General features: G+C 75.0%; 15 protein-coding genes and 1 pseudogene. 6 read left to right on the top strand and 10 right to left on the bottom strand.

What is annotated here, in order from left to right; translation table 11 throughout:
• Positions 1–39: 39 nt before the first annotated feature.
• Positions 40–1,047, bottom strand: a complete 1,008-nt coding sequence (locus tag K6U79_01885) for a TIGR01777 family oxidoreductase (GenBank protein MCL6521112.1) — start codon at positions 1,045–1,047, stop codon at positions 40–42.
• A gap of 168 nt (positions 1,048–1,215) precedes the next feature.
• Here K6U79_01885 and K6U79_01880 point away from each other — a divergent pair, with 168 nt between their 5' ends.
• Positions 1,216–2,616, top strand: coding sequence for a class II fumarate hydratase (locus K6U79_01880; GenBank protein ID MCL6521111.1), 1,401 nt, complete (start codon positions 1,216–1,218; stop codon positions 2,614–2,616).
• An 84-nt stretch (positions 2,617–2,700) separates the two neighbouring features.
• Here the strand turns inward: K6U79_01880 and K6U79_01875 are convergent, their stop codons facing one another.
• From K6U79_01875 to K6U79_01865, 3 genes are all read right to left on the bottom strand, one after another.
• The gene (locus K6U79_01875) at positions 2,701–2,922 is read right to left on the bottom strand and encodes an alpha/beta-type small acid-soluble spore protein (GenBank protein MCL6521110.1); all 222 of its coding nucleotides are present in this window, start codon (positions 2,920–2,922) and stop codon (positions 2,701–2,703) included.
• Between the two features lie 107 nt (positions 2,923–3,029).
• Positions 3,030–4,193 carry an aminotransferase class V-fold PLP-dependent enzyme gene (locus tag K6U79_01870; GenBank protein ID MCL6521109.1) on the bottom strand — a complete coding sequence of 388 codons (1,164 nt, stop codon included), beginning with the start codon at positions 4,191–4,193 and terminating at the stop codon, positions 3,030–3,032.
• Positions 4,194–4,236: 43 nt separating this feature from the next.
• A complete protein-coding gene (locus tag K6U79_01865; GenBank protein ID MCL6521108.1) occupies positions 4,237–4,974 on the bottom strand; it encodes a metalloregulator ArsR/SmtB family transcription factor in 738 nt (245 codons plus the stop codon).
• 122 nt (positions 4,975–5,096) lie between these two features.
• Here K6U79_01865 and K6U79_01860 point away from each other — a divergent pair, with 122 nt between their 5' ends.
• From K6U79_01860 to cydC, 5 genes are all read left to right on the top strand, one after another.
• Positions 5,097–5,618, top strand: a complete 522-nt coding sequence (locus tag K6U79_01860) for an OsmC family protein (GenBank protein ID MCL6521107.1) — start codon at positions 5,097–5,099, stop codon at positions 5,616–5,618.
• A gap of 260 nt (positions 5,619–5,878) precedes the next feature.
• Complete coding sequence (locus K6U79_01855; protein MCL6521106.1) at positions 5,879–7,273, top strand: cytochrome ubiquinol oxidase subunit I; 1,395 nt, start codon at positions 5,879–5,881, stop codon at positions 7,271–7,273.
• Between the two features lie 13 nt (positions 7,274–7,286).
• Positions 7,287–8,300, top strand: a complete 1,014-nt coding sequence (cydB, locus tag K6U79_01850; GenBank protein ID MCL6521105.1) for a cytochrome d ubiquinol oxidase subunit II — start codon at positions 7,287–7,289, stop codon at positions 8,298–8,300.
• A gap of 79 nt (positions 8,301–8,379) precedes the next feature.
• A complete protein-coding gene (gene cydD / locus K6U79_01845) occupies positions 8,380–10,170 on the top strand; it encodes a thiol reductant ABC exporter subunit CydD (protein MCL6521104.1) in 1,791 nt (596 codons plus the stop codon).
• Positions 10,167–11,960, top strand: a complete 1,794-nt coding sequence (gene cydC, locus K6U79_01840; GenBank protein MCL6521103.1) for a thiol reductant ABC exporter subunit CydC — start codon at positions 10,167–10,169, stop codon at positions 11,958–11,960. Before cydD ends, cydC begins: the two co-directional genes overlap by 4 nt.
• Here the strand turns inward: cydC and mtnA are convergent.
• From mtnA to leuC, 6 genes and pseudogenes are all read right to left on the bottom strand, one after another.
• Positions 11,948–13,099, bottom strand: coding sequence for an S-methyl-5-thioribose-1-phosphate isomerase (gene mtnA / locus K6U79_01835; protein MCL6521102.1), 1,152 nt, complete (start codon positions 13,097–13,099; stop codon positions 11,948–11,950). The genes cydC and mtnA overlap by 13 nt on opposite strands.
• Positions 13,100–13,302: 203 nt before the next feature.
• Entirely contained in the window at positions 13,303–14,601 is a 1,299-nt protein-coding gene (locus K6U79_01830) for an arsenic transporter (GenBank protein MCL6521101.1), read from the bottom strand.
• A 313-nt stretch (positions 14,602–14,914) separates the two neighbouring features.
• A pseudogene (locus K6U79_01825) lies at positions 14,915–15,346 on the bottom strand (metalloregulator ArsR/SmtB family transcription factor).
• 167 nt (positions 15,347–15,513) lie between these two features.
• A complete protein-coding gene (gene ilvD / locus K6U79_01820) occupies positions 15,514–17,244 on the bottom strand; it encodes a dihydroxy-acid dehydratase (GenBank protein MCL6521100.1) in 1,731 nt (576 codons plus the stop codon).
• 19 nt (positions 17,245–17,263) lie between these two features.
• Entirely contained in the window at positions 17,264–17,884 is a 621-nt protein-coding gene (gene leuD / locus K6U79_01815; GenBank protein MCL6521099.1) for a 3-isopropylmalate dehydratase small subunit, read from the bottom strand.
• On the bottom strand, positions 17,884–19,347 hold the full coding sequence (gene leuC, locus K6U79_01810; protein ID MCL6521098.1) for a 3-isopropylmalate dehydratase large subunit: 1,464 nt from the start codon (positions 19,345–19,347) through the stop codon (positions 17,884–17,886). Before leuC ends, leuD begins: the two co-directional genes overlap by 1 nt.
• Positions 19,348–20,096: the final 749 nt, after the last annotated feature.

The following is a 20,096-nucleotide window of genomic DNA, read 5'->3' as shown; positions in this document are numbered from 1 at the left end:
CCTCACGAGGAAGCCCCTGCCCCGCCCCGGGGCGCGGCGCTAGGGCGGCTCGGCGTAGCGCTCCCGGGCCGGCGGGCGGCCGTCTCCGCCGCCCAGGAGCGACGCCAGAGCCCCCTCCAGGCGAGGGTAGCGGAAACGGTAGCCCAGCGCCAGGGCCCGCGCAGGCAGCACCCGCTGGCTGGCCAGGAGGAGGGCGTCGGCCATCTCCCCGAGTGCCAGGCGGAGGAGCGGCGCCGGGGCGGGCAGCCAGGCGGGCCGGTGGAGGAGGCGGCCGGCCGTCCGGGCCAGGTCGGCCTCGCGCACCGGTTCCGGCGCGACGGCGTTGAGCGCCCCTGCCAGGCGCTCCTCCTCCAGCGCCCAGCGGATCAGGCCCACCTCGTCCTCCAGGTGGATCCAGGGCACCCACTGCCGGCCGCCGCCCAGCGGTCCGCCCAGGCCCAGCCGGAGAGGCAGCAGGAGGCGCGGCAGCGCTCCGCCCTCGCGGGCCAGGACGAGGCCCGTGCGCAGCCGGACCACGCGCAGGCCCAGCCCCTCCGCCGCCATCGCCTCGCGCTCCCAGGCGACGCAGAGGCGCGCCAGGAAGTCGTCGCCGGGCCCGGCTTCCTCGGCCAGCTCCTCCTCCCCGCGCGACCCGTAGTAGCCGACCGCGGAGGCGCTGACCAGCACCGCGGGTCTCCGCCGCGCCGCCGCCAGCGCCTCCACCAGCGCCCGCGTGGAGAGGAGCCGGCTCTCCACGAGGCGCGCCTTGCGCGCCCCGTCCCAGCGGCCGGCGGCGATGGACTCCCCGGCCAGGTGGACGACCGCCTCGGCCTCTTCCAGCGCCTCGCGCCACTCCCCCGACTCGCCGGCGCGGGGCCCCGGCAGGAGGGCCAGCTCGCCGCGCGGCAGCGCCGGCCAGGGGAGGAGGCGGACGCCCGGCGGCAGCCCGGCGGCCGCCGCGGCGGCCGGCCGCCGGCTGAGCAGGACCACCTCCTCCCCCCGGGCCGCCAGCTCGCCGGCCAGGGCGCGGCCGATCAGCCCCGTCCCTCCCGTCACCACCACGCGCACGCCCGCCACCCTCTCCGGCGGAGCTCCCGCCGGCGGCGCGCCGCGCCCGGCGGGTCTTCCTCCCGACTGGAGCCATTCGCCCCGCCGCGGCCCCCGCCTGCCGCGGCGGTGGGGAAACCGGCCCCGGCCGGCGAAAGGAATCCTAGAGAGCGGAAGGGGGTACCGGTCTTGTCCGAGACGGCCTACCGCGTCGAGAAGGATTCGATGGGCGAAATGGAGGTACCCGCCTGGGCCTACTGGGGCGCCTCCACGCAGCGGGCGGTGCTCAACTTCCCCGTCAGCGGCCTCCGCCTCCCCCGGGCCATGATCCGCGCGCTGGCCTGGATCAAGCAGGCGGCGGCGGAGACCAACATGGCGCTGGGCCTCCTGGACGAGGAACGGGGACGGGCCATCGTCCAGGCGGCCTCCGAGGTGGCGGAGGGCCGCTGGGACGAGCACTTCGTGGTCGACGTCTTCCAGACGGGCTCGGGCACCTCAACCAACATGAACGCCAACGAGGTGATCGCCAACCGGGCCTCGGAGATCCTGGGCCATCCCGTCGGCTCGCGCTACGTCCACCCCAACGACCACGTCAACATGGGCCAGTCCTCCAACGACGTCATCCCCACGGCCATCTACGTGGCCGCCGCCGAGGCGGTGGAGAAGCGGCTCCTGCCGGCGCTCCACGAGCTGGCGGACGGCCTCTGGGCCAAGTCGCGCGAGTTCGACGACATCGTCAAAATCGGCCGGACGCACCTGCAGGACGCGACGCCGATCCGCCTGGGCCAGGAGTTCTCCGGCTACGCCAGCCAGGTGGACCACGCCATCCGCCGCGCCGAGCTGGCGCGCGAGGCGCTCTCCGAGCTGGCCCTGGGCGGGACGGCGGTGGGCACGGGCATCAACATGCACCCCGAGTTCGCCAAGCGCGTCATCGACCGGCTCAACGAGCTGACCGGGATGCACTTCCGCGAGGCGGCCAACCACTTCGAGGCCCAGGCGGCCAAGGACGGCGCGGTGGAGGCCAGCGGCGAGATGAAGACCATCGCGGTCAGCCTGATGAAGATCGCCAACGACATCCGCTGGCTGGGCTCGGGGCCGCGCTGCGGCATCGGCGAGCTGGAGATCCCCGCCGTCCAGCCGGGCTCCTCCATCATGCCGGGCAAGGTCAACCCCGTCATCGCCGAGTCGGTGATGATGCTGGCCGCCCAGGTGATGGGCAACGACCTGACCGTCACCCTGGCCGGCCAGCACGGCAACTTCGAGCTGAACGTGATGATGCCCGTCCTGGCCTACAACCTGCTCCAGTCCGTGGAGCTTCTGGCGGCCGGGGCGCGCAACTTCAACGCACGCCTGGTGGCCGGCCTCAAGGCCAACCGCGAGCGCTGCGAGGCGCTGGTGGAGCAGAGCCTGGCCATGGTGACGGTGCTGGCGCCGCGCATCGGCTACGACCGCGCCGCCGAGATCGCGCACGAGGCCTACACCAGCGGCAAGACCGTGCGCCAGCTCTGCCTGGAGCGGAACGTGCTGCCGCCGGAGGAGCTGAACGAGCTCCTGGATCCCATGAGCCAGACGGTGCCGGGCCGGCGCTGAGCCCCGGCCCGCCAAGAGGACGGGGACGGCCCGGGGGAGTCCCCCGGGCCGTCCGTCTGCCGCCGCCCCTGCCGCCGCCCCGGCTCAGCGCCGCGGCAGCGGAGAGCCCGTCGGCGCGGCGGGCGGGCCGCCGGCCTGGCCGGCCAGCGAGCGTTCGGCCCGCTCGATGGCCAGGCGGACCAGGTTGCCGCAGTTGCGCGAGGAGACGGAGCCCCATCCCTCGCGCCCCACCACCTCGGCCACGCCCAGCTCGCGCGCCAGCTCGTACTTGAGGGCGTCCGACATCAGGCCACCGCGCCGTGCCACCGGTGATCCCACCTCTGCAGCTGGCTTCGGCCTGCGGAAGGAAGTCTGCCCGACCCCGGCCCTACAGCCTCAGGAGGAGTCCGGAGGGCGCGGCGGCGAGAACCTTCTCAGGCGGAGGGCGGCAGCTCTTCCAGCGCGCGGGCGAGCCGGTCGATCTCCTCCTCGGTGTTGAAAAAGGCGGTGGAGATGCGCAGCTGCTCGGGATGCGGCGTCGCGCGCAGCATGAAGCCCGAGCGGCGCAGCTCCGCCACCACGCCGGCCGGCTCGCGGCCCTCCAGGCGGAAGTGGAGGAGGCCGGCCGCGTTCCCCGGCGTCGTCACCCGCAGCCCGGGGAGCCCGCCCAACCGCTCCCGCGCGTACCGGGCCAGGCGTCCGACGCGCTCGAAGACGGCCGGCCAGCCCAGGGAGTCCAGCCACTCCAGCGAGGCGCGCCAGGCCTCGAGGCCGGGGTCGAAGACGGTGCCCACCTCGAAGCGGCGTGCGCCTGGCGCCGGCTCGAAGCCGGGAGCCCGCGGGTCGACGGAGCCGTGGCGGGCGCTGGCCCAGGCGGCGAAGGTAGGCTGGAGCTCCTCCAGGCGGTCGGCGCGGACGTAGAGCGCCCCCGTCCCCTCGGGTCCCAGGAGCCACTTCTGACCGGGGAGGGCGTAGTAGTCGACGCCCAGGGCGGCCACGTCGACGGGCAGCGCGCCGACCGACTGCGCGCCGTCGACCAGCACCTGCACGCCCCGCTCCCGGGCCAGGGCGGCCATCTCGGCCAGCGGCAGGCGGGCGCCGGTGGAGTAGCTGACGTGGGAGAGGAGAAGGAGCCGGGTGGAGGGTGTCAGCGCGCGGCGGACGGCCTCCAGGGCGGCTTCCTCCGAGCCGTCGCCGAGGTGCGCGAAGCGGAGACCCACGCCCCGCCGGCGGTGGAGCAGGTAGAGCGGGACGAGGCCGCCCTCGTGCTCGGCGTCGGTGGTCACCACCTCGTCGCCGGGGCGCCAGTCGATCCCCCAGAGGACGATGTTCAGACCCTCGCTGGTATGGTGGGTGAGCGCGACCTCGTCGGGCCGGGCGCCGATGAGCGAGGCCACCCGCTGGCGCAGGAGCTCGCGCCGCCGCTCCGCCTCGGGCCAGAGGTCCGGCCAGGCCCGGCCCTCCTCGAGCTCCCGGGCCAGCGCCTCCTCCAGCGCCGCCGCCGCCCGGCGCGGCAGCGGGCCGGCCGTGCCGGTGTTGAGGTAGACGTACCGCTGCACCGCGGGCAGCTCCCTGCGCACGGCCTCCAGGTCCCACACCGCGCCGTTCCCCCCTCCGCGGGACGGGCGGCGCCCGCAGAGCTCAGGTGCCGCCCGCCCCTCCCTCGACAGGGTAGCCTTCGGCCCTCCAGCGCGCGAACCCTCCCGCCAGCAGCCGGACGCGCGGGAAGTGGCGCGCGAGATGGGGCAGGAGGCTCCGCCCCAGGAAGCAATACGGCCCCCGGCAGTAGGCGACCGCCTCCGTCGCGCCCCGCTCCCCCGCCAGCCTTTCCAGCGCGTCGCCGCCCTCGGCCAGCTCCTCCGCCGGCAACGGACGGGCCCCGGGCAGGTGGCCTGCGGCGTACTCCGCGGCCGGCCGCAGGTCGAAGAGCAGCACCTGCCGGAGCCGGCCGGCCAGTTCGCCCGGCTCCAGCGGCGGCCCCCAGCCGGCCTTTCCGGCGCCAGCCGCCTCGCGCGCGAGCAGTACCAGGCGCTCCGAGCGGCGGCGTGCCGCCTCCTGGAGGCCGAGCCACAGATTAAGGATGTCGTCGCCGTCGAGCCGGTACTCGACGTACGTGCCGCGCCGGGAGGCGCGGACCAGGCCCGCGCGGCGGAGGACGCCCAGGTGCGCGGAGGCGTTGGCCACGCTGAGGCCGGCCGCCCCTGCCAGCGCTTCCACCGTCCTCGCCCCCTGGGCCAGCAGCCCGAGAAGGCGGAGCCGCTGGGGATGGGCGAGCGCCCGCGCGAAACGCGCCACCTCCGCCAGCGCCAGCTCCTCGGCTGCCGCGGCGCCGCGGCCGGGTCGGCGGGCGCCGCCCGCCGGCCGCACGCGTCCCTCCACGCTCTCACGCCCCTGTCCCACGTTCTCTTCTGCTATATTCAATAACATCGTTGAATAACGCCGGTCGCCCCGACCGCCCCGGGGCGGCGCCGGGGTGGCCGGCGCGGACAGGAGGGGTCGCGGTGTTCCAGAACGTGGACGTCGACGCCCTGCGCGCCACCATCCAGCAGGCGTCCGCCGGAGGCTCCACGCGCCAGAGCGTCGTCCTCGAGGGCGACTGGAACTTCGAGGCGGGGGAGCCGCAGTTCGCCGCCACGCTGGCCACGCCCAAGGCCGGGCAGGTGACGCTCCGCGCCGACTTCCCGCCGCACATGGGCGGCAGCGGCCTGGCGCCCAGCGCCGTCCAGTACTGCATGTACGGGGCGATGGCCTGCTTCGCCTCCACCTTCGGGTTGGTGGCCGCCCTGGAGGGTGTCACGCTCGGCGCCCTCCACGTCCGCTCCACCGCCGACGTCAACTTCGCGCGCTTCTTCGGGCTGGGTGACGCGCCGGTCATCGAGGCGCTGCGCTGGGAGGTGGAGGTGGAGAGCGACGCGCCGCAGGAGGAGCTGGAGCGGCTCCTGAGGCTGGCCGAGGAGCGCTGCCCGGCCACCTGGTGCCTGCGCAACCCGGTACCCGTGCAGACTTCCGTCCACCGCCGCTGAGAGTCGCTCCGCCGGCCGGCCGCCGCCCGGGCCAACCGGGTGGCGGCCTGGCCGGCCACCTCGCCCCCTTGGCCCGGTCCCCTTCGAAAGGAGATCCTCCTGGCGAATAGTTAGCGGATCCCCCGCTTGGGTGATTCCGGCCCTTCCCGGGGGGCCGTACGCTTTAGCTAGCGGCGGGGCTATTTATTCAGATCAAACCATTTTTAGTGCCGCGCCGCCATCTCGCTACGGGATGCGCTCCCCCGCAAGGAGGGCGGGACATGGCTCTCAACCTGTTGCTGGCGCGGTGGCAGTTCGGCGTCACGACCGTCTTCCACTTCTTCTTCGTGCCGGTGACCATCGGCCTCAGCCTGCTCATCGCCGTCCTGGAGACGATCTACGTGCGGCGCGGCGACGAGGCGTACCGGAGGCTGGCCGAATTCTTCGGCCGGCTCTTCCTGGTCAACTTCGCGCTGGGCGTGGTCACGGGGATCCTGCAGGAGTTCCAGTTCGGGATGAACTGGTCGAGCTACTCGCGCTTCGTCGGCGACGTCTTCGGCGCGCCGCTGGCGGTGGAGGCGCTGCTCGCCTTCTTCCTGGAGTCCACCTTTCTGGGCGTCTGGATCTTCGGCTGGGACCGGATCTCCAAGTCGCTCCACGCCGCCTCCATGTGGCTGGTGGCGCTGGGCACGCTGATCTCCGCCTTCTGGATCCTGACCGCCAACTCCTTCATGCAGGAGCCGGTGGGGTACGCGCTGCGCGGCGGCCGCGCGGAGATGACCGACTTCCTGGCGCTGCTGGGCAACCCGCAGCTCTGGGTGGAGTTCCCGCACACCGTCTTCGGCGCCTACGCCACGGCCGGCTTCTTCATGGCGGGCATCAGCGCCTACCAGATCCTGCGCCGCCACCACCCCGACCTCTTCGCCCGCTCGCTGCGGCTGGGGGTCCTCTTCGCCGCCGTCTTCAGCCTGCTGGTGGTGGTGATGGGCCATGCCCAGGCGGTCCACCTGGTCAGCGCCCAGCCCATGAAGATGGCCGCCTCCGAAGCGCTCTGGCAGACCAGCCCGAGCCCGGCGCCCTGGACGCTGGTGGCCATCCCGGACAGCGCCAACCAGCGGAACTACCTCGAGATCCAGATCCCCTACGCCCTCAGCCTGCTGGCGTACGGTCGCCTCTCCGGCAGCGTGCCCGGCATCGAGCAGCTGCAGGCCCAGGCGGTGGCGCGCTACGGTCCGGGCGACTACGTGCCGCCCGTGGGCGTCACCTTCTGGAGCTTCCGGCTGATGGTGCTGGCCGGCACGCTGATGCTGCTCCTCGGCCTCTACGGGGCGGTCCTGCTCTGGCGGGGGCGCGACCTGGCGGCGCGGGAGCGCTACCTGCGCCTCCTGGTCTGGGCGATCGCGCTCCCCTACGTGGCCAACGCCACCGGCTGGCTGATGACCGAGATCGGCCGGCAGCCCTGGGTGGTGACGGGGTTGCTGAAGACGGCGGACGCCGTCTCGCCCACCGTCAGCGCGCTGGACGTCGGCCTCAGCCTCGCCCTCTTCACGCTGCTCTACAGCCTGATGGCCGCGGCCGACCTGCACCTGACGCTCAAGTACGTGCGCCTGGGCCTGGAGGGCCGCGAGAGCGAGGAAGTCCCCGAAGTGGGCGTCGAGTCGACGCTGGGGCTCTGAGGGGGGGATGCGCATGGACCTGAACACGCTCTGGTTCGCGCTGATCGCGATCCTCTTCGTGGGCTACTTCTTCCTGGAGGGCTTCGACTACGGCGTCGGCATCCTCCTTCCCTGGCTGGGGCGCTCGGACCGCGAGCGGCGCGTGCTGCTCAACACGGTGGGACCCCACTGGGACGGCAACGAGGTCTGGTTGCTGACGGCCGGCGGCGCCATGTTCGCCGCCTTCCCCAACTGGTACGCCACGCTCTTCAGCGGCTTCTACCTGGCTTTGGTGCTGATGCTGCTGGCCCTGATCCTGCGCGGCGTCGGCTTCGAGTACCGCAGCCGCGACGAGAGCCCGCGCTGGCGGAACGCCTGGGACTGGGCCATCTTCGCCGGCAGCCTGCTGCCCGCCCTCCTCTGGGGGGTGGCGCTGGCCAACCTGCTTCGCGGCCTGCCCATCGACGCGCAGATGAACTACACCGGCAACCTCCTGACGCTCCTCAACCCGTACGGCCTGCTGGGCGGCCTCTTCACTCTGCTGCTCTTCACGCTGCACGGGGCGCTCTTTCTCCTGCTCAAGACGGAGGGCGAGATCCGGCGGCGCGCCGGCGCGGCCGCCCTCTGGTCGGGCGCCCTGGCCACGCTGGCGGCGGCGCTCTTCGCCGTCTACAGCTACTTCGCCAGCGGCCTTTTCCAGAGGCCGGGGCCGGTGCCGGGTCTCCTCCTGCTGGCCGGCCTGGCGGCGCTCCTGGCCGTCCGTGCCGCTCTCGGCCGCGAACGCGCCGGTTGGGCCTTCGTGTTCAACGGCTTGGCCATCATCGCCAGCGTGGCCGCGATCTTTCTCGGCCTCTACCCGCACGTGATGATCTCCAGCCTCAACCCCGCCTGGAGCCTGACCGTCTACAACGCCTCCTCCAGCCCTTACACGCTGCGGGTGATGACCATCGTCGCCCTGACGCTGGTCCCCTTCGTGCTGGCCTACCAGGCGTGGAGCTACTGGGTCTTCCGGCGGCGCGTGGACGTGCGCGAGAGGCTGACCTACTAGCCGCATGACGGAGAATAGGAGCGAGGCCGAGGCCGGCCCACGGGCCGGCCTCGGCGTCGGGACGGGGATGGCCGTGGGAATGGACCGGAGGCTCTTGGCGCGGGTCCGCCCGGTCCGCCACCTGCTGGCGCTGGTGGTGCTCCTGGGCGGACTGACCGCGCTCCTGGCCGTCGCCCAGGCCTGGCTCTTCTCGGGCGTCGTCGATCGGCTCCTCCTGGGGGGCGCCGGCCTGGCGGCCCTGGCGCGGCCGGCGCTGGCGCTGGCGGCGGTGATGGCCGCCCGGGCGCTCCTGGCCTGGGGAGGCGAGCTGGCCGCCTTCGAGCTGGCCGCACGCGTCGAGCGGGAGCTGCGCGGGCGGCTCTCCCGCCACCTGCTGGCGCTGGGGCCGGCGGCGACGACGGGCGAGCGCGGGGGCGAGCTGGCCAACACGCTCCTGGAGGGCGTCGAGCAGCTGGAGAGCTACCTGGGCCGCTACCTGCCGCAGCTGGCGCTGGCGGCGCTGGTGCCGCTCCTGCTGGTCGCCTTTGTCTTCCCCCGCGACTGGCTCTCGGCGGTGATCTTCCTGGTCACCCTGCCGCTCCTCCCCTTCTTTCTGTGGCTGATCGGCGGGCAGGCGGCGGCCGCCGCCCGCCGTCGCTGGGGGGAGCTCTCGCGCCTGAGCGCGCACTTTCTGGACGTGCTCCAGGGGCTGCCCACGCTCAAGCTCTTCGGCCTGGAGCGGCGCGAGGCGGAGACGCTGGCCCGGAGCAGCGAGCGGCTGCGGAGCGCCACCATGGAGACGCTGCGCGTCGCCTTCCTCTCGGCGCTGGCGCTGGAGCTGCTGGCCTCGCTGAGCACGGCGGTGGTGGCGGTGGCGCTGGCGCTCCGCCTGCTGGACGGGCACCTGCCTTTCCGCGAGGCCTTCTTCGCCCTCCTCCTCGCCCCCGAGGTCTACCAGCCGCTGCGCACGCTGGGCGCCCAGTTCCATGCCGCCGCCGGCGGCGCGGCGGCCGGCCGGCGCATCTTCGAGCTGCTGGATGAGCCCGCGGCCTGGCCGGAGGCCGCCGGCACGGCCCGGGAGGAAGCCACCCCCGCGGAGGCGCCGGCGGCGCGCGCGGGCCGGCCGCGGCGCGAAGTCCGCTTCGAGCGCGTCACCTACACCTACCCGGGCAGGGAGAGGCCGGCGGTGGAGGAGCTGGACTTTCTCGTGCGGCCGGGGGAGCGGGTGGCGCTGGTGGGGCCGACGGGGGCCGGGAAGAGCACGGTGCTGGCGCTCTGGATGGGCTTCCTCAGGCCGCAGGCGGGGGCGGTCCGCATCGGCGGACGCCGGCTGGAGGAGGTGGGCCTGGCCGCCTGGCGGGCGCAGGTCGCCCTCCTGCCCCAGAGGCCGTATCTCTTCGCCGCCAGCGTGGCGGAGAACCTGCGCCTCGCCCGCCCGGACGCCAGCGAGGCGGAGCTCTGGGCGGCGCTGCGCGCGGCCGGGGCGGAGGCGTTCGTACGCGCCCTGCCCGAGGGGCTCCAGACGCGGCTGGGCGAGGACGGGGCCGGCCTCTCCGGAGGCGAGCGGCAGCGGCTGGCCATCGCGCGCGCCTGGCTGCGCGACGCGCCCTGGCTGGTGATGGACGAACCCACCGCCCACCTTGACCCGGAGAGCGAGGCGGCCGTGGCGGAGGCGCTGGCCCGCCTGCTGGCCCGCCGCGGCGCCCTGGTGGTGGCCCACCGGCTGACCACCGTCCGGCGGGTCGACCGGATCCTCGTCCTGGAGGACGGCCGGCTGGCGGAAGAGGGCTCGCACGAGCAGCTGCTGGCTCGCGGCGGCCTCTACGCGCGCCTGGCGCGCGCCTACGCCGGGCCCGCGGCCGCGGCCGCCGCCGGGGAGGGCCGGCCGTGAGGCGCGCGTGGCGACGCTGGCTCGCCTGGCTCGCGCCGCTCCGGGCGCGCATGGGGCTCGGCCTCCTGCTGGGTCTCCTGACCGTCGGCTCGAGCCTCGGCCTCCTGGCGCTCTCCGGCTACCTGATCGCCGCCGCGGCGCTCCGTCCCTCCACCATCCTGCTCCTCTGGGTGCCCATCGTCGGCGTCCGTTTCTTCGGTATCGCGCGCGGCGCCTTCCGCTACCTGGAGCGGCTGGTGACGCACGACGCCACCTTCCGCCTGCTCGCCCGCCTGCGCGTCGCCTTCTACCGCGCCGTGGAGCCGCTCTCGCCGGCCGGCCTGGCGGGCCGGCGGCAGGGTGACCTGCTCAGCCGCCTGGTCCGGGACGTGGAGACACTCGAGAACCTCTTCCTGCGCGGCCTCTACCCGCCGGGGGTGGCGCTCCTCACCCTGCTCCTGGGCTGGGCCGTCCTGGCCCCGCGCGGCCTCGCCCTGGCCGCGGCCTTCACGCTGGCCTATCTCCTGGCCGGCGCAGGCCTGCCGCTCCTCGCCCAGCGGGCGGCCGGCCGCGCCGCCGCCGCCCTGCCCGCCGCCCGCGGCCGCCTGGCCAACCTGGCCGTCGACACCGTCCGCGGCATGGCCGAGCTGCTCGCCTTCTCCCAGGAAGCCTCCTGGAGCCGCCGTCTGGACGCGGCCGGCGACCGCCTGCTCGCGCTCCAGCGGCGGGTGCGGCGGGCGGAGGCGGCCACCGGCGCGCTCCTGGGCCTCTTCCAGAACCTCGCGCTGCTGGCCGTCCTCCTCCTGGCCGTGCCGCTGGTCCGTCAGGGCCGCCTCCCCGCCCCCGAGGCGGTGGCCGCGGCGCTGGCCGCCCTGGCCGCCTTCGAGGCGGTGGCCCCGCTCCCCGCGGCCCTGGCCGGCCTGGGCGAGAGCGTGGAGGCGACGGAGCGACTCGAGGAGCTGGAGCGGGTGCCGCCGCCGGTGCCGCCGGCCTCGCCGTCCGCCGCCGGCGGCCGGCGGCCGCAGGCCCGGCCGCCGGTGCGGCTGGAGGTGCGCGGCCTTCGCTACACCTACCCCGGCACCGTACGCCCCGCCCTGGACGGGATCGACCTGGTGCTCGAGCCGGGGGCGCGACTGGCGCTGGTGGGTGCCAGCGGCTCGGGCAAGAGCACGCTCCTCGATCTCCTGGTCCGCTTCCGTGAACCGGAGGCGGGGAGCATCCTCCTGGACGGCCGGGAGATCCGCACGCTGGACCCGGGCGAGCTGCGCACCTTCTACAGCGTCCTCGCCCAGGAGAGCCACCTCTTCCACGCCAGTCTGGCGGAGAACCTGCGCCTGGGCGACCCGGCCGCCGGCGAGGCCGAGATGCGCGCCGCGCTCCGCCTGGCCGGGCTGGGCGACTGGCTCGACCGCCTGCCGGACGGGCTGGCCACCCCGGTGGGCGAGGCCGGCCTCCGCCTCTCCGGCGGCGAGCGCCGGCGGCTGGCCCTGGCGCGGGTGCTCCTCCGCCCGGCCCCCATCCTCCTCCTGGACGAGCCGACGGCCGGACTCGACGCGCTCACCGAACGCCGCCTGCTGAAGGGGCTGCTGGCCGCCCTGGAGGGGCAGAGCCTCCTCCTGGTCAGCCATCGCCTGGCGGGGCTGGAGGCCATGGACGAGATCCTCGTCCTCCACCACGGGCGCGTGGTGGAGCGCGGCCCGCACGGCGCGCTCCTCGCCCGGGGCGGCCTCTACCGGCGCATGTGGGAGCTGGAGCGGGAGGTCCTGGCCGAGGAGCCCGCGCTCTGGACGGCGCCCCCTCAGGAGGGGTGAAGCCGGCCGGCCGCCGCCCCGCCGGCCAGGCCGCGCAGCCCCTCCGCGAAGGGCGGGCGGATGACGCCCCGCTCGGTGATGAAGGCGGTCACCAGCTCGTGGGGCGTGACGTCGAAGGCCGGGTTGAAGACCTCCACCCCGGCGGGCGCCACCGGCTGGCCGGCGCAGGTGCGCACCTCCTCGGGCCCCCGCTCCTCGATGGGGATGCCCTCGCCCGTCTCCGTCTCCAGGTCGACGGTGGACGAGGGCAGGGCGACGAAGAAAGGCACCCCGTGGCGACGGGCCAGCACGGCCAGCGGGTAGGTGCCCACCTTGTTGGCTACGTCGCCGTTGGCGGCCACCCGGTCGGCGCCCACCAGCACCGCCTGCACCCAGCCCCGCGCCAGCACCGTGGCCGCCGCCGAGTCGGCGATCAGCGTGACCGGCAGGCCGGCGCGCTCCAGCTCCCAGGCCGTCAGCCGCGCGCCCTGGAGAAGCGGCCGGCTCTCGTCGACGTAGACCCGCAGCCGGCGGCCGCGGGCGGCCAGCACGTAGACGGGCGCCAGCGCCGTGCCGTACTGGGCCGTGGCCAGGCTGCCGGCGTTGCAGTGCGTCAGGACGGCGTCGGCCCCCAGCTCCTCCAGGAGCCCGGCCCCGTGCTCGCCGATGGCAAGGCAGAGCGCCCGGTCCTCTTCCAGGATGGCCAGCGCCTCCTCCAGCAGCGCCTGCCGCCAGGCGGCCCAGCCTCCGCGGCCGTCGCGGCGGTCGTCGCCCCCCAGCACGGCCCGATGCGCGCGGCGCCGCATGCGCCCCAGCGCCCAGAAGAGGTTGACGGCCGTCGGGCGCGCCTTGGCCAGCCGGTCGGCCGCCGCCTCCACGGCGCGCAGGAAGCGCTCCCGCTCGGGCCCGCCCGCCGCGCCGCCTCCCGTGCCGGCCCGCCCCCCGCGCGCGGCCTCGTCGACGCCTAGCACCACGCCGAAGGCGGCGGCGATGCCGATGGCCGGCGCTCCCCGCACCTCGAGCCGGCGGATGGCCGCGTACACCTCCTCCACGCTGCGCAGCCAGCGCCTGCGCAGCTCGCCGGGAAGGAGCGTCTGGTCGACGATGACCAGCCCTTCTTCGGTCCACTCCACGGGACGGATCGGCTCGGCTGCCTCCATCCCCGTCACCACCTCGTCGTCGCCTCCGCCGCCGGCCCGCGCCCGTCGTCGCGGGCGCCGCGACCGCCGGTCCGCACCGGCTTCTTCGCCGGCGCGGCGCCCCCCTTCCCATGTCGGCGCCGCGCGCGCCCGGTGTAGAGCTCGGGCCGCCGCTCGCGCCGCTCCCGAGCCGGCGCCTGCGCGGTTCCCCCGCCCGGGCAGGCTCAGCCCTGGAGGGCGAGGACGGCCAGCAACGCGGCCAGGGTGACCGCGAGGACGGGGAGCGTCAGCGTGACGCCGACCCGAAAGTAGTACCCCCAGCCGATCTTCACGCCCCGGCGCTCGAGCACGTGCAGCCAGAGAAGGGTGGCCAGGGAGCCGATGGGCGTGATCTTCGGGCCCAGGTCGCTGCCGACCACGTTGGCCAGGGCCGCGCCCAGGCGGGCCACCCCGTGGAGGCCACTGGCGTGGATGGCGAGCGCGTCCACCATCACCGTCGGCATGTTGTTCATGACCGAAGAGAGCCCGGCGGCCAGATAGCCCGTGTAGAAGACGGCCACCGCCAGGCCGTGGCGGGCCGCCCAGGCCAGCGAGCGGGCGAGAATGGCGATGAGCCCGGCGTTCCGCAGGCCAAAGACGACCACGTACATGCCGATGGAGAAGACCACGATCTTCCAGGGCGCCTCGAGGACGAGACGGCGCACGTCGACGGCAGGGCTGCGTGCGGCCAGGACGAGGAGGAGGAGGAGCGCGGCCGCGCCGGCCACCACCGAGACCGGGATGTGCAGGGCCTGGCTGGCCAGATAGCCGGCCAGGAGAAGCGCGAGCACCAGCCAGGAGAAGCGGAAGAGGCGCCGGTCGCGGATGGCTTCCTCCGGCGTCTTCAACCCCGCCGTCTCCAGGCGCTCTGGCAGGTCGCGGCGGAAGTACAGGTAGAGCGCCAGCAGGCTCGCCGCCAGCGCCGCCAGGTCGACGGGGAGCATGCGCGCGGAGTAGCCGACGAACCCGATGTGGAAAAAGTCGGCCGAAACGATGTTGACGAGGTTGCTGACGACGAGCGGCAGGGAGGTGCTGTCGGCGACGAAGCCGCCTGCCATGACGAAAGCCAGGATGGCCGCGGAGGAGAGGCGGAGGGCCTTCACCTGCTCGTAGACGATGGGCGTCAGGATGAGCGCCGCGCCGTCATTGGCGAAGAGGGCCGCCACGAGGGCGCCGAGGATGATGCTGTAGACGAAGAGGCGGGCGCCGCTGCCGCCGGCGCGGCGGACCATGTGCAGGGCGGCCCACTCGAAGAAGCCGACAGCGTCCAGCACCAGCGAGATCAGGATGACGGCGACGAAGGCCAGCGTGGCGTCCCAGACGATGCCGACGACCTGGCCCACCTCGGCCGGGGTCACGATGCCCAGCAGCACGGCCAGGGCGCCGCCGACCGCCGCCGGCCAGCCGATGGAGAGGCCTCGGGGCTGCCAGATGACGAGGACGAGGACGACGACGAAGAGGGCCACGGCCAGGAGACTCTGCATCTTGGAAAGGGCACCCCCCAGGATCGCGTCTTCCGTCGTGAGGTTCGGAAGCTTCGGGTGGAACCGCTCGCCGGGCAGAGGGGGATCGCTTCGGACAGCCGGGGCACCGGGAGAGCGGAGCCCTCCCCTGTGCGCCCGCCGGCGGGGAGCGGAGGCTCCTCCCGCCCGGCGGCCCGGGCCGTCTGCGCGCAGGCCCGCCACGGCGCGGGGGGCCGGCACGTGAGCAGCCGCCGGCAGGCGCCGGGGAGCAGGGGGCACCGGGCCGCGGGGTGAGACGGCTCCGCGCTGAAGAGGGGAGTCCTTTCCGGGCGGCTCATGCCCGTCCGTCCGCCCGGGGCTCCCGGGCGGCGAGGCGACCCAGACCGGCCTGCCGGATGCCGGCCCTCCCCGCCGCGCCCCCCCCGCGCTCCGGACGGCAGGAGCCCACGGCTCTCATGGCCGCGAAGCGGGCCTGCAGCTCCGCAGGAAGCCGCACCGCGCGCAGCGCCTCGTCGACGTAGGCGGGCAGCGGCCGGCGCAGGGCGTAGAAGACCCAGACGCCGCGCCGCTCGGCGGTCACCAGGCCGGCCTCCCGGAGGCGGCGCAAGTGTTCGCTGACGGCGGGCTGGCTGATGCCGAAGAGCTCGACGAACTCGCAGACGCAGAGTTAACGCTCGCGCAGGAGGGAGAGGATCTGGAGGCGGGTATCGTCGCCGAGAGCGCGGAAGACCAAGGCCACGGTCGAGGAGGGCGTCCGCAATCCCATCACCTTATCGCGATTTCCCTATCAGGCTACGCCGCGGCCCTCCCAGCCGCAAGAGCCCGCACCCGGGCGCCGCTCCGAAGCCGGAGCCGCGCGCCGTGCGGCCGGCCGCCTGCCGCCGGGCCGGCCCGCTCCCGGATGCGGTCTCCGCCGCCCTCCCCGGCGGAAGCTCAGCGCGCCGCCGGCCGGCCCGCAGCGCCCGGCCCGCCGGGCAGGCGGGTGACCGCGCCCTGGGCGGCGGAGCCCACCAGCGCGGCGTACTTGGCCATGACGCCGGAGGTGTAGCGCGGCGCGGGCGGGTTCCAGCTCTGGCGACGCGCGGCCAGCTCGGCCTCGTCCAACTCCACGTCCAGGCGCCGGGCCTCCACGTCGATGACCACCGTGTCGCCCTCGCGCAAGAGCGCCAGGGGGCCGCCGCGCGCCGCCTCCGGTGCCACGTGGCCCACCATCAGGCCGTGGGTGGCCCCCGAGAAGCGGCCGTCGGTGACCAGCGCCACGCTCTCGCCCAGGCCGGCGCCGACGATGGCCGCGGTCACGCCCAGCATCTCGCGCATCCCCGGGCCTCCCGCCGGCCCCTCGTAGCGGATGACCACCACGTCGCCGGGACGGAGGGCGCCGCCGGTGACCGCCTGCATCGCTTCCTCCTCGGAGTCGAAGACCCGTGCGGGACCGCGGTGGTAGGGCCGCTCGTGGCCGGCGATCTTGACCACCGCCCCCTCCGGCGCCAGGTTGCCGTGCAGGATGGCGAGGCCGCCGCTGGAGCTGAAGGGGTCGTGGACCGGCCGCAGCACCCGCTGGCCCGGCGCCGGCTCGGCCCCCGCCACCTGCTCCGCCAGCGTGGCGCCGGTCATGGAGCGCTGGGCGCCGTCCACCAGCCCCGCCTCGATCAGCTCCTTGGCCAGGAGCGAGGTGCCGCCCGCCCGCGCCAGGTCGACGGCGGTGAACTCGCCGCCGGGCCGCAGGCTGGCCACGATGGGTGTCTTCCGGCTGACGGCGTCGAAGTCGTCGATGGAGAGCTCCACCCCGGCCTCGTGGGCCAGCGCCAGCAGGTGGAGGACGGCGTTGGTCGAGCCGCCCGTGGCCGCCACCGCGGCGACGGCGTTGAGGAAGGAGCCGCGCGTCAGCACGTCGCGCGGCCGGATGCCGCGCGCCAGCACCTCCATCACCTGGCGCCCCACTTCCTCCGCCACGCGGTCCTTGAAGGGGTCGGCCGCGGCCACGCCGGCCGAGCCGAAGGGGGAGAGCCCCAGGAACTCCAGCGCCATGGCCATGGTGTTGGCCGTGTACTGCCCGCCGCAGGCGCCGGGGCCCGGGCAGGCCGCGTCCTCCAGCTCCTTCAGGTCCTCGTCCGTGATCCGGCCCGCCGCGTGCGCGCCGATGGCCTCGAAGACGTCCTGCACGGTGACGTCGCGGCCGCGGAAGCGCCCCGGCGCGATAGAGCCCCCGTAGAGCACGAGGCCCGGCACGTCGGCGCGGATCAGCGCCATGGCCCCGCCCGGGATGGTCTTGTCGCAGCCCACCAGGACCACCAGGGCGTCGAACATGTGGCCCAGCGCCACCAGCTCGATGGAGTCGGCGATCACCTCGCGGCTGACCAGCGAGGTCTTCATGCCCTCGGTGCCCATGGTGACGCCGTCGCTGATGGCCACCGTGTTGAACTCCATGGGCGTGCCGCCCGCCGCCCGGATGCCCCGCTTGACGTGCTCCGCCAGGCGGCGGAGGTGGAAGTTGCAGGGCATGGTCTCGATCCAGGTGTTGGCCACCCCCACCACCGGCCGGCGCAGCTCCTCGTCGCCGAAGCCGATGGCCTTCAGCATCGCCCGCGCCGCCGCCCGGTCGCGGCCGTCCAGGAGCCGGGAGCTGCGCGCCCGCATCGCCGCCGTCCTCTCGCTCGTCGCCATGCCGTCCCCTCCCCCCGGCTCAGCCCTCGCCGGCCGGCCAGTCGATCTCGCTCCAGGCGGGGCGCCGCGCCTCGAAGGCGGCGATGGCCGCCTCGTGGGCCAGCGTCACGCCGATGTCGTCCAGCCCCTCCAGCAGGCGGCGGCGCCGCTCCGGGTCGATGCGGAAGGCGGCGAGGAAGCCCGCCCCGTCGCGGACCTGCTCCCGCTCCAGGTCGACCGTCAGCCGGTAGCCGGGCTCGGCCGCGCGCCGGAAGAGCTCCTCCACCGCCTCCGGCTCCAGCCGGACCGGAAGGAGGCCGTTCTGGAGGCAGTTGGCCTCGAAGATGTCGGCGAAGCTGGGCGCCACGATGGCCCGGAAGCCGTACTGCTGGAGCGCCCAGGGCGCGTGCTCGCGGCTGGAGCCGCAGCCGAAGTTCTCCCGCGCCAGCAGGATGGTCGCCTCCCGGTAGCCCGGCCGGTTGAGGACGAACTCCGGGTCGGGCGAGCCGTCGGGGCGGTAGCGCCAGTCGTGGAAGAGGAAGGGCCCGTAGCCCGTCCGCTCGATCCGCTTCAGGAACTGCTTGGGGATGATGGCGTCGGTGTCCACGTTGGGCCGGTCCAGCGGCGCCACCAGGCCGGTGTGACGGACGAAGCGCTCCATCAGGCGCCCACCTCCCCCGCCGGCGCCGCCGCCCGCTCGCCCGCCGCCGGCTCCAGCCAGCGCCGCACGTCGACGAAGTGGCCGGCGATGGCGGCCGCGGCGGCCATGGCCGGGCTGACCAGGTGGGTGCGGCCGCCGCGCCCCTGCCGCCCCTCGAAGTTCCGGTTGGAAGTGGAGGCGCAGCGCTCTCCGGGAGCCAGGACGTCCGGGTTCATGCCCAGGCAGAGCGAGCAGCCTGAGGCCCGCCACTCGAAGCCCGCCTCCAGGAAGAGGCGGTCCAGCCCCTCCGCCTCGGCCTGGCGGCGGACGCCCTCCGAGCCCGGCACCACCATGGCGCGCACCCCGGGCGCCACGCGCCGCCCGCGGACCACCTCCGCCGCGGCGCGCAGGTCCTCGAGGCGGGCGTTGGTGCAGGAGCCGATGAAAACCCGGTCGACCCGGATGGACTCGACGGGCGTGCCCGGCTCCAGCCCCATGTAGGCCAGCGCCCGCTCGGCGGCCGCCCGCTCCACCGGCTCCTCGATGCGGGCGGGATCCGGCACCCGGTCCGTCACCGCCACCGTCATGCCGGGGTGCGTCCCCCAGGTCACCTGCGGCGCCACCTGGGAGGCGTCCAGCACCAGGCGCCGGTCGTAGGCGGCCCCGGGGTCGCTGCGCAGCCGCCGCCAGGCGGCCAGCGCCGCCTCCCAGTCCTCACCCCGGGGGGCGAAGCGGCGGCCCCGCAGGTAGGCGAAGGTGGTCTCGTCGGGCGCCACCAGGCCGACCCGCGCTCCCGCCTCGATGGCCATGTTGCAGAGCGTCATCCGCTCCTCCATGCCCATCCGCTCCACCACGGGGCCGGTGAACTCGATGGCGTACCCCTGGCCCACCCGCGGGCCGTAGCGGCCGATGAAGGCGAGGATCAGGTCCTTGGCCGTCACCCCGGGCCCCAGCCGGCCCTCGAAGCGGACCTCCATGGTGGCGGGACGCCGCTGCCAGAGCGTCTGCGTGGCCAGCACGTGCTCCACCTCGCTGGTGCCGATGCCGAAGGCCAGCGCCCCGAAGGCGCCGTGGGTGGCGGTGTGGCTGTCGCCGCAGACGATCAGCTTGCCCGGCTGGGTGAGGCCCAGCTCCGGCCCGAGCACGTGGACGATGCCGCGCTCGGCGCTCTGGAGGCCGAAGAGCGGCACCCCGAACTCGCGGCAGTTGGCCTCCAGCGCCTCCACCTGGCGGCGCGAGACCGGGTCGGCGATCCGCTCGGGGGTCAGGAGCCCGGGCTCGGTGGGCACGTTGTGGTCGACGGTGGCCACGGTCAGGTCCGGCCGCCGCACCCGCCGCCCGGCCAGCCGGAGGCCCTCGAAGGCCTGGGGCGAGGTGACCTCGTGGACCAGGTGGAGGTCCACGTAGAGGAGCGCCTGGCCGCCCGGCTCCTCGTGCACCACGTGGCTCTGCCAGAGCTTCTCGAAGAGCGTCTCTGCTGGCACCCGCCAGCCTCCTCTCCGCGTCGCGCGAGCTCGCAAGGGGGACGAGCGCGAGAGAGGGTCGGTGACGCGGAGATCGCTCCAGGTATTACGGTGCCGCCCGGCGGACTCCTGCCGCTGGCGTCCCGGCCGCCTCCCCCCGTCGGCCGGAGGGCAGGCGTTCGCCTCTTCACAAGTGCGAACGATCCTTGCGGCGAAAAAGGGCGAGTTCGCCTCCGTCAACGCCGCCTGTCGTCCCGGAGGGCGGAAGGGGGTGTTGACTTTCGGTCGAAGCGCCGGTAGGATCGCTGCCAACAACCGGCCGGGCTGCCGGCCGGGCCGCTCCTCCCACAACCGGAGTCCGAATGGCGCGATGAGGGACAGCGCCCGCGGGCGAGCCGGAGACAGAGAGCCGGGGCAGCTGCGAACCGGTTCCGGCCGCGCGGGTCCCTCGGTCCCGAGCAGCGCGCCCGAAGTGCGCCTCCCCGTCCCGGGCGGGGCGGAAGCGGCGCCTAGGGCGTGCCGGCCCGACACGACGGGCCGATACCGGAGCGAGGCGATCGCCTCGGATCCTGCCCTGCCGGCCGGCGCCCAGCGCGGGCCCGGAGCGGAGGGGGGCCGGGTGCGGCGCAAAGCAGGGTGGTACCGCGAGGCACGTGAGACCTCGCCCCTGGAGGGGCGGGGTCTTTTTTTTTACCCCGCGGACGGGAGCCGCGGGGGCCGGCGGTCGAGGACCGGCGGCGGGCCGGGCGGGAGAGGCGGCAGGCGAAGGG

The sequence above is a fragment of the Bacillota bacterium genome, from assembly GCA_023511835.1.
GTDB lineage: Bacteria > Bacillota > Sulfobacillia > JAIMAT01 > JAIMAT01 > JAIMAT01.
The sequence above is the reverse complement of the archived record's forward strand: the minus strand, read 5'-3'. Positions and strand labels throughout refer to the sequence as shown.

Excerpts from the sequence above, each read along its gene's own strand:
- K6U79_01830 (MCL6521101.1), bottom strand. The coding sequence starts at position 14,601 with ATGCAGAGTCTCCTGGCCGTGGCCCTCTTCGTCGTCGTCCTCGTCCTC.
- K6U79_01855 (MCL6521106.1), top strand. The coding sequence starts at position 5,879 with ATGGCTCTCAACCTGTTGCTGGCGCGGTGGCAGTTCGGCGTCACGACC.
- cydD (MCL6521104.1), top strand. The coding sequence starts at position 8,380 with ATGGACCGGAGGCTCTTGGCGCGGGTCCGCCCGGTCCGCCACCTGCTG.
- cydB (MCL6521105.1), top strand. The coding sequence starts at position 7,287 with ATGGACCTGAACACGCTCTGGTTCGCGCTGATCGCGATCCTCTTCGTG.
- leuD (MCL6521099.1), bottom strand. The coding sequence starts at position 17,884 with ATGGAGCGCTTCGTCCGTCACACCGGCCTGGTGGCGCCGCTGGACCGG.
- mtnA (MCL6521102.1), bottom strand. The coding sequence starts at position 13,099 with ATGGAGGCAGCCGAGCCGATCCGTCCCGTGGAGTGGACCGAAGAAGGG.
- ilvD (MCL6521100.1), bottom strand. The coding sequence starts at position 17,244 with ATGGCGACGAGCGAGAGGACGGCGGCGATGCGGGCGCGCAGCTCCCGG.